The sequence below is a fragment of the Agrobacterium larrymoorei genome (genome assembly GCF_005145045.1).
Classification (GTDB): Bacteria; Pseudomonadota; Alphaproteobacteria; order Rhizobiales; family Rhizobiaceae; genus Agrobacterium; species Agrobacterium larrymoorei.
The window spans coordinates 1781813-1795686 of record NZ_CP039691.1; the positions used below are offsets into that span (position 1 = coordinate 1781813).

The window sequence follows — 13874 nt, forward strand, 5'->3', positions numbered from 1 at the left end:
GTCATCAGCCAATGCGCCTGGTTGCTTTTCACGAAGAAAATTTCACAACCTGAGACTTAGCGAAATTTTAAGGGATTGCAGAACACATATGGAACATATAGTGTTCGTTCTGTATTTGTTTCGCGAATCTTCGCCACACAGTCCAAGGGTGTTTCTTCATGCTCACGCGCAAACAGCAGGAACTGCTTCTCTTCATTCATGAGCGAATGAAGGAATCCGGCGTGCCTCCATCTTTCGATGAGATGAAGGATGCACTCGACCTGGCTTCAAAATCCGGCATCCACCGGCTGATCACTGCTTTGGAAGAACGCGGTTTCATCCGCCGGCTTCCCAATCGCGCCAGAGCGCTGGAAGTCATCAAGCTGCCGGAGGCTTATACGCCTCCTTCGCAGAAACCCCAGCGCGGCTTTTCGCCAAGCGTTATCGAAGGCAGTCTCGGCAAGCCGAAAGCGCCAGAGCCAGCGCCTGCGCCCAAACCCGCAAATGATGCGCTTTCCGGTGCCGTAACAGTTCCCGTCATGGGCCGGATTGCCGCAGGTGTGCCGATTTCCGCAATTCAGAACAATACGCATGACGTTGCCGTACCGATGGACATGCTAGGCAGCGGCGAGCATTACGCCCTCGAGGTCAAGGGTGACTCGATGATCGAGGCAGGGATTTTCGACGGCGACACCGTCATTATCCGCAATGGCAGCACCGCAAGCCCCGGTGATATTATCGTTGCGCTCGTGGATGACGAAGAAGCAACCCTCAAGCGCTTCCGCCGCAAAGGCGCGTCGATCGCTCTCGAGGCGGCCAACCCGGCTTACGAAACCAGAATTTTCGGACCTGACCGGGTGAAGATTCAGGGCAAGCTGGTTGGTCTCATCCGGCGCTATCATTGAGTTGAGGCGCGACAGGCTTGTGCTTGGAACATCTAACTGAAGGTGCGTAGTTGCTTCTTCAGTAAGCCCTATATTCCGGCGACGCTGTGAGATATTTCCGGGCGTGGTGGTTGTGCGTTCTTCACGGCGCTGGAAAGACCGGACACATTGGTTACAGATGTTCGGAGATTCCTGAGAGTGCGTTTTAGCTTTCGAGGGCGATCTGCGACATACTTGGCACCAAAGAATTCGCCGTTGAGATTGGCGCAGTGTTGATGGAACGAATGGTAAGAGGGTCGCTTCCAGAGCGCTTGGTACCAGCCAAATATTGTCCTCGAAGCTCATCTGCTTGTTAGCGAGTCGAGAAGGGGTGCAGAAAGTTTTGGTGAAGCGCCGAGCATGATTGATAAAATCAGCCCGAGCGACGTATCGTTAGTTAAGTGCATCGCGCCCCGCTGGGACGCGCCTTCTTTCAGCGCCCCTGCTCTTCCCGGCTTTCTGCTTCACGATTCCGGTCATATTGCTTCATCATCGGAAAATCCGGCAACCACGCCTCGCGACGGATTGTCCATAACTCATATGTCGGTTCGAACTGATTGGTGGAATCGAAAGAGCCAATATTGAGTTCGATTTCATCATCGCTTTTGCCGAAAACGGGAGAGCCGCAATTCTGGCAAAAGAAGCGTCCGTTATAGCTGCCAGTTTCGCCTTCGATCCGTACCGCGTCTTCCGGAAAAATCGCCGATGCGTGAAAGAGTGCGCCGTGATGTTTGCGGCAATCCATGCAATGGCAGATTCCAACACGATATGGTTCGCCCGATACGGAGAATTTTACTTTGCCGCAGAAGCAGCCTCCGGTTCTGGTTTCCATGCGTGGTCCTCCTTGTTCGGTTACACAGCCAAACCAAACAATTTTCAGGCAAAGAGGTTCGATAATTAATTTAGCCTGACCAGGCCTATGGGTCTTGCTGACAAGAAAACTCAATCATCAAATAGTTTGAAGACACTCATCGCTAAAGACGCCTGTATTGCCTGTCGCTGGTGCGTTACGAAGCTCAAGACATGCTATCTGTAATCGATACTAGAGGGGTCCCGCGATGTACGATCTTTATATAGCCAACAAGAACTATTCGTCATGGTCGCTTCGGCCCTGGGCGCTGATGCAGACCTTGAATATTCCATTCAACGAAAAGCTGGCTCCCTTCAACGATCCCGACCCTAAGAACGACTTCACTTGGTTCTCGCCCACCGGCAAAGTTCCGTGCCTGATCGATGGCGACGTTACGGTTTGGGACACGCTGGCCATTGCTGAATATCTTGCCGAAAGCCACGAAGGCGTTTGGGCGCAGGATAAGACGGCGCGCGCGTGGTCGCGGTCCGTTACCGCGGAGATGCATTCCGGCTTTCAATCTCTGCGCAACCTGCATCCCATGAGCGTCGGCTTGCGCATTCGCCCGCACGCACCCTCGCCGTCCCTTAGCAGTGATATCGCCCGTATCGACGCCTTGTGGCAGCAGGGCCTGCAAACCTTCGGCGGCCCGTTTCTGGCGGGAGAGCGTTTTACCGCTGTAGACGCATTCTTTTGCCCGGTTGCCTTCCGCTTCAGGACTTACGGAACCAGCCTGTCGCCCGCTTCCGAAGCATACAAAAACCGGCTTCTGAACCTGTCCGCAATGCGGGAGTGGGAAAAAGCAGCGCTGCTGGAACCATGGCGAGACCCCGAACATGAGCAGGAAGCCGCATCGACCGGCGAAATCATCGAGGACTTCCGCATCGGATCTTGATCAGCCGCCTGCCGCCAGCATATTTTCGATGTGCGGCGGCAGAGAATTATCGAAACTCTTGGCGCGCCAATCATAGCTGCGATGCAGAGACCAAGGTCTGCCAGCACCATCCATCGCCGCCCTCGCACGTCCAACTGGAGAAACGTTCGCGTTGAGCCAAAGCTCGAGCGAACCTGTGCGGCGCAGCGTGTTGTTGGTAATCAAGATCGCGCCTGATTTACACTGCGAAAAAGGCACGAAGCGCGAGCTGACGACAATGTCCGCCACATCACAGGCCGTGCCAGCGAGAGCGCTATTGGACAGAACGGCAATTTTCACGCCGCTTCCATGCCTGGCTGCGCACCAGGCATTCTTCTGGCAGGTAAAGATATTGTCCTTTTCAAAAGCTGAAAGCATCTGGCGACGAGCCTCCTGGCGCTGCCTGTCCGTCAATGCATAGGACCGCTGCGTTGACATGGTCTGCTCCCCGTTATCATCAGGCTTATCCCGCGTGATTGGTGGAACATGCCGCTCCGGCAGAGGCAGCGCCCTCTCCCACTGCTCGTAGACAAAGCCCGTCGCGCGCGACTTGGTGGTTGCAACGGCATCCGCCGTCACCAGCGCCACAAGTGCGCCGTCCTCGAAAATCAGCAAATCCGGCTTGGGGCGTAGCTGTTCGGTAAACACCATCGCAAGGCCCACAAGAATAAGCGGCACTCCCAAGAGCGCGAGCCTGCTTCGCAGCAAAGTCAACAACAGAAATCCCGCTGTGGAGATGGCCAAAAACCACTGGCTCTGCCGCCCAATCGTGGCATCGCCGCCCCAGGCGGCAACGGTTTTGGCAATATCGATCACCAGCGCCATGCCATATCCCATCACCTTCAGAAATGGTGCATCGAGACCGAACGGCATCAGCAGCATGGCAATAAGTGCGAACGGCATGACAATGATCGACATGACCGGTGTTGCCGCCAGATTTGCCGCCAGCCCATAGCTGGTGACGCGGTGGAAATGTTCGACAGAATAGATCGTTGTCGAGATACCGCCGATCAGCGAAGTGATGACGATACCACCAATAATCGTCCCGGTTTTGGACGCCGCCACCAGCCACAAAGGCGGGCGCGAGATGAACAGTCGCTCCCGGTTACCGCGCCATCTCGTCCAGAAAGCAAAGCCGGATACGAGCGCAAGTGTCGCCGCAAACGACATCTGGAAGCTCGGCCCCATCACCTCATGCGGCGAAAGCGCAATGATAATGATGGCGGCGAGCGCGACGTTGCGAAGGCTGATGGAAGGACGATCCACCAGCACCGCAATCAGCATGATCGACATCATAAGCCAGGCGCGCTCCGCCGATACCGCAAAACCGGAAATGAGGTAATAGGCCAGCGTCATCAAAAGTGCCGCAAAAGCGGAGATTTTCTTGACCGGCCAGCGCTGGGAAAAACCCGGAAACAGACCGAAGGCCAGACGCATGCCGACGAAGAAAATGCCAGAGGCAAGCGCCATGTTGAGCCCGGAAATGGCAACGATATGCGCCAGACCGGAAACGCGCAGCGCCTCCATCGTCTCGCCAGAAATCGCACGTCTCTCATCGGTGACGATGGAAGCCGCAAAAGCCCCCGCATCGCCGCCGATGATGCTTCTTATTCTGTCCGCGATGGCTGTCCGCAGCCTGTAAAGCCATGAATCTGCGCGCTCCAGCCACGTCACAACGGCGTCGTTATCGCTTTCCGAGGGCAGTGATTGAGGCGGAGAATAAAAGAACCCGGTCGCGCCAACGCCATTGAAAAAAGCGCCAAAGGCGAAATCATTGAGGCCCGCAAGCGCGGGCCCTGAAGGTGGCGACAATCTGGCTTTGCCAGAAAGCATGCCGCCAATCGCAATCGGTTCATGGCGGCTGCGAGAGAGGACGGAAACCCTGTTCGGTTGCCGGGCAAGGACGGGATTTGCCGTGGACTTCAACGCGACGATGTACCGCCAGTACCCGCGCGCATCGATTTCCCGACGTTCCACCTTGCCGACGATAGTCGTGGTCACCGCCGTATCGAGAATGATCGTGTCTGCGCGGTGCGTTTCCCAGGCGGCAAGCAGCATTCCGACCAGCATCAGGCTCGCGGCGGCCAGAAGAGAAGATGCCACGTTTTGCCGGTGGCGAAGAACCACAGCGGCGGGGAGAACGCAGACGCTGATCAGCGCCAGCATGATGGGCGATGGATCGACCGAAAGAGAAAACCAGAAAGCAGCCCCTGCCCCGATAAAAACCGGAATGAACAGAAAACTCTGGCGGTAATCCAGCTCCTCGATAATGCAGGCGGCAACACGCTGCCTGAAGCGCTGGGAACGGCTAAAGACAGGACCATGGTCTTCATCGGGGATAGCCACGACGCTTCGCGAGCCATGGATGGGCAGCAGCATATGGTCGAGCTCCGTCTCCATGACAGAGCCCTTCTCGCCCACGCGGAATTGCCGCCTTTCTCCGTGATCGTTCAACCGTCTGCCCCTGTCCCCCGGCCTTAGTTTGCAACCTCGAAATCCGGATTGCAACCGTCTTGGGTTTTAAGGAAGCATTGACCTAGAATGAAACAGCCGGGCCCAAAAGTGGCCCATATCGGGATATTCCCATGCCGCGATGCACAATTTGCCTTTTGGATAGCTTGGCATCTTCGCGCGGATCATATAGCTAATCCGAGACGCTTATAACTGGCTGATGCGTCACCGCGCATCGCCTGCATATTTCGGAGGTATAGTATGACGGAAACAAACGCTACAGTGACCCTCGGCGATAAAAAGGTCGATCTTCCTGTACGAGAAGGCACGATTGGGCCGAACGTCGTTGACATCGGCGCGCTGTACAAGAACACCGGCTCCTTTACCTACGATCCGGGCTTTACCTCCACCGCATCTTGCGAATCCAAGATCACCTATATCGATGGTGACGAAGGCGTTCTGCTGCATCGTGGATACCCGATCGAGCAGCTGGCCGAACAGGGCGATTTCCTCGAAACCTGCTATCTGCTGCTTTACGGCGAACTGCCGACGACCGCGCAGAAGAAGGATTTCGACACCCGCGTCACGCGCCATACCATGGTGCATGAGCAGATGAGCCGCTTCTTCACCGGCTACCGCCGCGATGCCCACCCGATGGCCGTCATGTGCGGCACGGTCGGCGCTCTCTCGGCTTTCTACCACGACTCGACCGACATCACCGATCCGCATCAGCGCATGGTGGCTTCTCTGCGCATGATCGCAAAAATGCCGACGATTGCGGCGATGGCTTACAAGTACCATATCGGCCAGCCCTTCGTTTATCCGAAGAACGATCTGGATTACGCATCCAACTTCCTCAACATGTGCTTCGCCGTTCCTTGCGAGGACTACAAGGTCGATCCGGTTCTGGCACGCGCCATGGACCGCATCTTCATCCTCCACGCAGACCACGAACAGAACGCCTCGACCTCGACCGTTCGTCTGGCCGGCTCTTCGGGCGCCAACCCGTTCGCATGTATCGCAGCTGGCATTGCCTGCCTCTGGGGCCCTGCCCACGGCGGCGCAAACGAAGCTGCCCTCAACATGCTGAACGAAATCGGCTCCGTTGATCGCATTCCCGAATACATCGCCCGCGCCAAGGACAAGAACGATCCGTTCCGTCTGATGGGCTTCGGTCACCGCGTGTACAAGAATTACGATCCGCGCGCCAAGATCATGCAGAAGACGATGTATGAAGTGCTGGAAGCCACTGGCAACCAGGACGATCCAATCATGCAGGTTGCTCTGGAACTGGAAAAGATCGCTCTTTCGGATACTTACTTCGTCGAAAAGAAGCTCTATCCGAATGTCGACTTCTATTCCGGCATCACGTTGAAGGCGCTCGGCTTCCCCACGACCATGTTCACCGTTCTCTTCGCTCTCGCACGTACCGTGGGCTGGATCGCGCAGTGGAACGAAATGATCGAAGATCCGCAGCAGCGCATCGGTCGTCCGCGCCAGCTCTACACCGGCGCTGCAAAGCGTGACTACGTACCGGTTTCCAAGCGCTAATCTCGCTGGATAAATTCAAGGCAGGGCGCTGTTTATTTTTACAGCGCCCTGCCTTTTTGTTGAGCAAAAACTTGAAGCGAAAACCGGCTCGGCTTATATAGGCATCAGAGGACGACCTCTGCCGGTCTGGCTGTAGCATTCGGGACGACCCGATATATTGTTCGGGAGCATCCCATGCGCACTTTACGCGATAGAATTCGCCACGCCCTCAGCTTCGAAATCATCGGCCTTATTCTCGTGGTGCCTCTAGGCGCCCTCATATTCCATATGCCGTTGGAGGCCATCGGCGTCGTCGGCATTGTCAGCGCGACGATCGCGACCTCGTGGAACTACGTCTATAATCTGATCTTCGACCACATCATGCAGCGCACCCGCGGTACCACACTCAAGACGACACCAATCCGTGTCGCTCACGCCGTGCTGTTCGAACTCGGCCTGCTGCTGGTCCTCATGCCGTTCATCGCGTGGTATCTGGAGATAAGCATTCTTCATGCGCTTGTGATGGACGTATCCTTCGCCCTGTTCTACGTCGTCTACGCCTTCGTCTTCAACTGGGCATATGATGCGGTCTTTCCACTGCCCGAGTGGAAGCAGGAAGTGGCCGCGGAATGAACTGCTAAGTCATCTTGTTTAAGAATGTCGGTTGACCGGTAGTCCGCGCTGGACAAATCTAAGCTTCATTCGCCGATCAGGGCATCCATCGGCTAAGACAAACTCCCTCATTCCTGTGCTCGTCACAGGAATCCAGCAGATGCGCGTCTGCGCGGCGGGAAGGTCTTTCAGCCCAAGACTGGGCTGGCTGGATTCCTGTGACAAGCACAGGAATGAGGGAAACGTGGAGATTGCGCCTACACCTGGAATGCTGAGGCATTAAAATTGAGAAGCCGCCAGCCTGTTGTGTGGCGGCGGCTTCAAATCAAAGCGACTTCAGCGTCCAGGCGACGATCTCGCGCGATACCGCCGCAAAAGCCGTATCCATGGCCTTCACGAAATTCGCGTTGCCTGAACCGTTGACGCGGGCGCTGGAGCGAAAGACTTCCTGGGCGCGGACCGTGCCGTTCCGGTCATTGAGAAGCTTTACCGAAATTTCGATATTGGCGACGTTACCCTTGGTATCGATTTCAAAGGTGCGGATGTCGCTTACGACCTGATAGTCGATGGCAAGCCCCTGCCCCGGACGTCCCACGCCACCCAGCTTGCCTGTGTCTTCGAAGGCCTCGACCAGCTTGGATTGGACCATCTTCGGCAGGCTGTCGCTCCACTGCGAATTCGCCAGATACTGCACCTCGGAACCGGACAGGCGAACGACGATGTTTTCGCTGTCCAGCGCCTTCAGTGCGGTTGGCTCGGCAATCAGCAACTGGCGAGAGCGAAGCGATGGCGCCTGCGAGACCGGCGGTGCGGAGACGGAAAGATCGAACGTGTCGTTCTTGGCGCTGCCGCCACATCCGGCCAGAAGCGCGCCCAACAACGGCATCATTACAACAAACTTCGTCGGGGCCGGGGCAACTCCCCGCCAGCGCATAAGCGAAACCATAGAACCACTTTCCCCCATCAACGCCGTGTCCGGCCGTCATATTGTTTTACGTTTTCGCCCCCGAAAATCAGACGCTGCGGATCGCGGTCGAAATTCGTGATCGTATTGTTCAGATTGTCCACGGTCTGACGCGTGCTGCCGATCAGCGCCTGGAAATCCTTCAGGCCCGAGCTTGAGAACTTCGCCAGATTGTCGGCAATCGGACCGATGCGTGCGTTGAGATTGTCGGCGACCGCCTTGAACGAAGCGAGCGTCTCACGCGCCTTGGCAAAAAGCGAATTGGCGTCATCGGTTCCAAGCATGCCGTCAACTTTCGCCAGAATTCCATCCACGCGGCTGGATGCGGCATTCAGCTTGCGGGACATGTCGGTGAAATCGGCGATGGCCTGATCGATATCCGGGCGACGCGTACCCACATCATCCGCGATTTGGCGGAAGGTCGAGATTGCCTGACGGGCATCTGCCGTCGCAGCAGAAACATCTTCCACCACATTGCCAACCTTGGCGGCATCGACCGACGCCAGCAGTTCGTCGGCGCGCTTGACGACGACTTGGACCTCGGCGCTTGCCTGCTCGAAGTTGCGCGAGGTGCGCTGCACGGTCTCCATCACGTCCTGAATGCCGCTGGAAGAAGCTGCAACATCGGACGTGACCTTGTCGACATTGGTCAGAATGGAGTCGATTTTCTGCGAATCCACTGCCTTGACCAGATCTTCCACCGCAGTCAGCGTGCTATCCAGACGCACGGAGACCGATTGGACGGTGGTGGAAAGCGAGCTCAGGCTTTCGATGAAATTCTGAATCCCATCGGAATTCGCCGCAAGCGCGTTGGAGAATTTTTCGGCATTGCGAACCGTCTGCGTGAGCGGTCCGCGCGCATCCTCGACAAAGCCCTGAAGCTCGCCAATCGCGCCATCGGCACGTTTCAAAATCTTGTCGGCAGTGGCGAGAAGGTTCGTCACGCTCGAAAGATCTGCGGTCAGTTCCGCCGGAACGCCGGTTTCGAACGACTTCTGAAGAATGCGCTCTTCATTGCTGCGACCGCCGGAAAGCTCGATATAGGCCGCGCCTGTCAGGCCCTGAATTTCAAGAACCGCGCGCGTGGAGGGGAAAACCGGTGCATCCGCCTGAACTTCAGTGAAGGCGATAGAGTAAGCCGGGTCGTCGCGGTCGATGGAAAGCCCGCGCACCGTGCCAACGGGAATGCCGTTGAAGCGCACCGGCGAGCCGACCGAAAGACCGTTTGCCGAGCCCGGAATACGGATCGTCAACTGCGCCGTTGGCCCGCCGCGACCAAATTCCGCCATCCAGTAAACGAAGCCGAATGCAGCCGCGACCACGATCAGCGTGAAAATTCCGACAATGGTGTAATTTGCCTTGGTTTCCATGCCTATCCGTTACTCCCCGGAATGTGTTGCGTGCCATCCGGTAGGACGACGGCGCGAGCCCGCTTTCCGCGGAAATATGATTGAACCCAAGGATCGTCGTTTTCGAACATATCCTCGAGCGTACCTTCTACTGCGACCTTCTTGTTGCCCAGAACGGCAATGCGGTCGCAGACCGAAAACAGGCTGTCGAGATCGTGGGTCACCATGTAGACGGTCAGACCCATCGAATCACGCAGGCGCGCGATCAGCATATCAAATTCTGCAGCACCAATCGGATCGAGACCGGATGTCGGCTCATCGAGAAAGACAAGGTCCGGATCGAGCGCCAGCGCGCGCGCCAGTGCCGCGCGCTTGATCATGCCGCCGGAAAGCTCGGAGGGGAACTTGTCGCCCGCATCCGGCTTCAGGCCAACCATTTCGATTTTCAGTGCCGCAAGCTCGTCCATCAGCTTCTGCGGCAAATCGAGATATTCGCGCATCGGCAGCTGGATATTTTCTTTGACTGTTAGGCCGGAGAACAATGCACCCTGCTGGAAGAGAACGCCAAGGCGCGTATCCAGCGCCATGCGCTCCTCTTCGGAGGCCTTATCGTAATCGACCCCAAGGATCTTGATCGTACCGCCCTGGCGCGGCAGAAGCCGCAAGACGGAGCGCATCAAAACCGATTTTCCGGCGCCGGACGGACCGATGAAGCCGAGAATCTCGCCGCGATAGACGTCCAGATCGAGATTATCGAGAACGACCTTATCGCCAAAGGCAACTGTCACGCCTTCTACGGCTAGAACCACTTCGCGGTCCTTGTTGCTGTTCTCTTTCTCTCTGACGGCTTCCTGTTGCTCCACAGCCTTCTCCTTAAAAATCGATGGCTGCATAGAAGATGGCGAAAACGCCATCCACGAGGATCACGACGAAGATCGATTTGACCACCGACGAGGTGACGTGCTGGCCGAGAGACTCCGCGCTACCACCAACCTTCATGCCCTCCACCGCAGCCACGATACCGATGATCAACGCCATGAACGGCGCCTTGATCATGCCCGAAGCAATGGTGGAGCTTTCGACAGCTGCGTGCAGGCGCGAGAGGAACACCTCGAAAGTGATGCCGGAATAGAGCAGCGACACGACGGCGGCGCCCAGAAGAGCAGCAAAGTTCGCGATGATCGTCAGCAGCGGCAGCGCGATGGTCAGCGCCACGAGACGCGGAAACACCAGAACGCCAACAGGATTAAGACCGATGACCTTCAGCGCATCGATTTCCTCGCGCATCTTCATGGACCCGATTTCAGCCGTGATCGCGCTGCCCGAACGACCTGCAATCATGATTGCCGTCAGAAGCACACCGATTTCGCGCAGCTGAAGAATGCCGACAAGATCGACCACGAAAACTTCAGCGCCGAAATACCGCAGCTGGAAAGCGCCCTGCTGGGCAATGATCGCGCCGATCAGGAACGACATCAGCATGATGATAGGAACAGCGCGCACGCCCATATGGTCGATCTGATTGACGATGGCAGCAGGTGAAACACCGCGCCCGCGCCCCAGCTTCATCTGCGCGCCGCGCACGGCGGAACCCAGAATATACATGCCCGCGAGAAAATCCGCGCCTGCCTGCACCACATTCCGGCCGACTGGCTCGAAAATGGTCTGCAATATGCCCTTTTTATGTGAGTCCTTGGGCGGCAGTGGCGCTTCCTGTGGAAGCGAGGTGACAATCCCTTCCACGCGCTCATTGCCCTCGAACCGAACCTCGGCACCGTTTTTCTCAAGGCTGCTGCGCAGGCGATGAAGAATCCATGCGCCGGTCGTGTCGATATTATCGACGCTGGACAGGTCTATGGTAATCGGGCCCGATGTTCCGGCCTTTTCCAGTTTTTCGATATCCGGCAGAACGGAAGAGATGTTTGCATTGCGCCAGGAACCGCTCAAAACATAGCGCGCACCGCCACGCTCTGCGTTGTCATCCGCCGAGATAGCCGCCGATTGCGCCTGTTGCCGTAGTTCCTGTTCTTGCATCTTGCTCCAAGCGAATGCAGCTTACTGAAAGATTCTCTTAACGATTCATATCGTTTGCCGGACCAGCAAGCCACAGCGGTCCACACAAAATGGATAGAAATATCGCCAGTTCCACTTATTTACCCCCAACTAAAAGGCAATTTTGATGCGCCGTTACCTCGAAGCCACAACAGAAACCTTTCCAGTTGCAGGCAGCTTCACCATTTCGCGCGGAAGCCGCACGGAAATTCATGTGGTAACGTGCAGCATCTCTGAAGGCGACGTGAAGGGCACAGGCGAATGCGTGCCTTATGCGCGCTACGGCGAAACCATCGAGGGCGTTATCGCCGATATCACAGCAGCCGCCGATGCCATTGCAAACGGTCTGGACAGATCGCAACTGCAACAGTTGATGAAACCGGGCGCCGCACGCAATGCCGTGGATTGCGCTCTGTGGGATCTGGAAGCAAAGCTATCGGGAAACCGTGCCGCGTCTGTTTTTCTTTCAGCGTCATCCAAACCGATCCTCACCGCCTACACAATCTCGCTTGGCGATGCGCAGACGATGGCCGCAAAAGCGGCAGAAAACGCGCATCGCCCATTGCTCAAGATCAAGACCGGGACGGAGGATGACGAGGCAAGGCTGAGGGCCCTTCGCGCGGCTGCTCCAGAGGCAAAGATCATCGTGGATGCCAATGAAGGCTGGAGCGACGACAATATAGAGCATCATCTGGCTATTGCAGCGGAGCTGGGCGTTGCGCTGATCGAGCAGCCCCTGCCCGCCGGTAAGGACGGCGTGCTTGCTAAGATAAAGAGGCCCGTCCCCATCTGCGCAGATGAAAGCGTCCACCTCACCGCCGACCTCGCATCGCTGCGAGACCGCTACGACGCCATCAACATCAAGCTCGACAAAACAGGCGGATTGACGGAAGCGCTCATCATGAAAGCCGAAGCGGAACGCCTAGGTTATACGATCATGGTGGGCTGCATGCTCGGCACGTCGCTCGCAATGGCGCCTGCCGTTCTGCTGGCGCAAGATGCGACTTTTGCAGATCTGGACGGTCCGCTGTTGCTGGCGAGAGATCGGGAGCCGGGGCTGGTTTATGACGGATCGTGGGTGCGTCCGCCGGAGCGGGGGCTGTGGGGGTGACTGACCTTCCATCCCCCGTCATCCCGCACTTGATGCGGGATCCAGCCGCCTTGCGTCCGCAAGGCGAAAGGACTCTTGTATTTTCGCGAGTACCGGGACGAGCCATTTCGACTCGCAGACTCGCATCGGCTGGATTCCGGCTCAAGGCCAGAATGACGGAAAAAAGCAGAAAAGCCCGTTAAGCCGCCTCAGAACCAATCAACTTCGGAAACGCCACCGGCTCCAGCTGACGAACAGTCGGCTCTTCCACAGGCTCGCTCGTCTGCATCCAAGTGATCAGTTCGAAGCTGCCGTCCATGTTTTCAACGATGGCCGTGCAGCTTTCAACCCAGTCACCCGTGTTGATGTAGCGGATGCCGTCGATATCCTCCATCACCGCATGGTGGATGTGGCCGCATATGACACCATCGACCTTGTTGCGACGGGCTTCGTCGGCCACCACGCGCTGGAACTCGCCGATGAAGTTGACCGCGTGCTTCACCTGAAGCTTGGCCCAGGCCGAGAACGACCAGTAAGGCAGGCCGATGCGGCGGCGCACGGCGGCGATGGCGACATTGATGGCGATCGCTGCATCATAGGCCCAATCCCCCAGATAGGCGAGAAGACGGGCATTACGGACAACGACATCGAATTCATCGCCATGCAGCACCAGGTATTTCTTGCCGTCAGCCGCTTCATGGATCATCCGCTCGGCCACTTCGATGCCGCCGAAATGCGTGCCGGGGAATTCCCGAAGGAATTCGTCGTGATTGCCTGGTATATAGACGATACGAGTGCCCTTGCGCGCCTTGCGCAAAAGCTTCTGCACCACATCATTGCAGCCCTGCGGCCAGTACCAGCTGCGGCGCAGGCGCCAGCCATCGATGATATCGCCAACGAGAATGATGGTGTCCGCTTCGTGATGCTTGAGGAAATCCAGCAGGAAATCCGTCTTGGCCGCCTTGGAGCCAAGATGCACATCGGAGATGAACAGGGTTCTGAAGTGTTTGGTTTCGATTTGCCCGGCCATGGATTCGTCCCCTCGTCTCAAGAAAGGCGTTTAGAAACTTTTCACTGCTTGCAAAACCAGACTCGTGTTTCAGCAAGATGACAAAGCGCCTTTTCGGTGACGCAAGCTTCGTTTTTCCGGTATAGCGAATG

12 protein-coding genes are annotated in these 13874 nt (G+C 56.8%); 5 read left to right on the top strand and 7 right to left on the bottom strand.

All coding sequences use genetic code 11. From position 1 onward, the window contains the following. Positions 1-158 precede the first annotated feature (158 nt). A complete protein-coding gene (lexA, locus tag CFBP5473_RS08495; protein ID WP_027673104.1) occupies positions 159-884 on the top strand; it encodes a transcriptional repressor LexA in 726 nt (241 codons plus the stop codon). Positions 885-1335: 451 nt separating this feature from the next. Here the strand turns inward: lexA and CFBP5473_RS08500 are convergent, their stop codons facing one another. Further along, positions 1336-1734 (bottom strand): GFA family protein, encoded by a 399-nt coding sequence (locus CFBP5473_RS08500; RefSeq protein WP_027673103.1) that lies wholly within the window; start codon positions 1732-1734, stop codon positions 1336-1338. A 226-nt stretch (positions 1735-1960) separates the two neighbouring features. On the opposite strand from CFBP5473_RS08500, the gene CFBP5473_RS08505 reads away from it, so the two are divergent. Beyond that, entirely contained in the window at positions 1961-2647 is a 687-nt protein-coding gene (locus CFBP5473_RS08505) for a glutathione S-transferase family protein (protein WP_027673102.1), read from the top strand. On the opposite strand, the gene CFBP5473_RS08510 is transcribed toward CFBP5473_RS08505, so the two are convergent. Beyond that, positions 2648-5119 carry a ComEC/Rec2 family competence protein gene (locus CFBP5473_RS08510; protein ID WP_413228955.1) on the bottom strand — a complete coding sequence of 824 codons (2472 nt, stop codon included), beginning with the start codon at positions 5117-5119 and terminating at the stop codon, positions 2648-2650. A 258-nt stretch (positions 5120-5377) separates the two neighbouring features. Here CFBP5473_RS08510 and gltA point away from each other — a divergent pair, with 258 nt between their 5' ends. Next, the gene (gene gltA, locus CFBP5473_RS08515) at positions 5378-6667 is read left to right on the top strand and encodes a citrate synthase (RefSeq protein WP_027673101.1); all 1290 of its coding nucleotides are present in this window, start codon (positions 5378-5380) and stop codon (positions 6665-6667) included. Positions 6668-6841: 174 nt separating this feature from the next. After that, positions 6842-7279 (top strand): PACE efflux transporter, encoded by a 438-nt coding sequence (locus CFBP5473_RS08520; protein WP_027673100.1) that lies wholly within the window; start codon positions 6842-6844, stop codon positions 7277-7279. A 304-nt stretch (positions 7280-7583) separates the two neighbouring features. Here the strand turns inward: CFBP5473_RS08520 and CFBP5473_RS08525 are convergent, their stop codons facing one another. The 4 genes from CFBP5473_RS08525 to CFBP5473_RS08540 are packed head-to-tail and all read right to left on the bottom strand — an operon-like array spanning position 7584 to position 11605. After that, a complete protein-coding gene (locus tag CFBP5473_RS08525; RefSeq protein ID WP_413228954.1) occupies positions 7584-8204 on the bottom strand; it encodes an ABC-type transport auxiliary lipoprotein family protein in 621 nt (206 codons plus the stop codon). A 17-nt stretch (positions 8205-8221) separates the two neighbouring features. Next, positions 8222-9592: an MCE family protein gene (locus CFBP5473_RS08530; RefSeq protein WP_027673098.1), complete on the bottom strand. Its 1371-nt coding sequence runs from the start codon at positions 9590-9592 to the stop codon at positions 8222-8224. A gap of 2 nt (positions 9593-9594) precedes the next feature. Continuing rightward, positions 9595-10434: an ABC transporter ATP-binding protein gene (locus CFBP5473_RS08535; protein ID WP_027673097.1), complete on the bottom strand. Its 840-nt coding sequence runs from the start codon at positions 10432-10434 to the stop codon at positions 9595-9597. Between the two features lie 10 nt (positions 10435-10444). Next, positions 10445-11605 (bottom strand): ABC transporter permease, encoded by a 1161-nt coding sequence (locus CFBP5473_RS08540; RefSeq protein WP_027673096.1) that lies wholly within the window; start codon positions 11603-11605, stop codon positions 10445-10447. Between the two features lie 145 nt (positions 11606-11750). Here CFBP5473_RS08540 and dgcA point away from each other — a divergent pair, with 145 nt between their 5' ends. Further along, on the top strand, positions 11751-12734 hold the full coding sequence (dgcA, locus tag CFBP5473_RS08545) for an N-acetyl-D-Glu racemase DgcA (protein ID WP_027673095.1): 984 nt from the start codon (positions 11751-11753) through the stop codon (positions 12732-12734). A gap of 178 nt (positions 12735-12912) precedes the next feature. Here the strand turns inward: dgcA and CFBP5473_RS08550 are convergent, their stop codons facing one another. Next, a complete protein-coding gene (locus CFBP5473_RS08550; RefSeq protein WP_027673094.1) occupies positions 12913-13743 on the bottom strand; it encodes a UDP-2,3-diacylglucosamine diphosphatase in 831 nt (276 codons plus the stop codon). Positions 13744-13874: the final 131 nt, after the last annotated feature.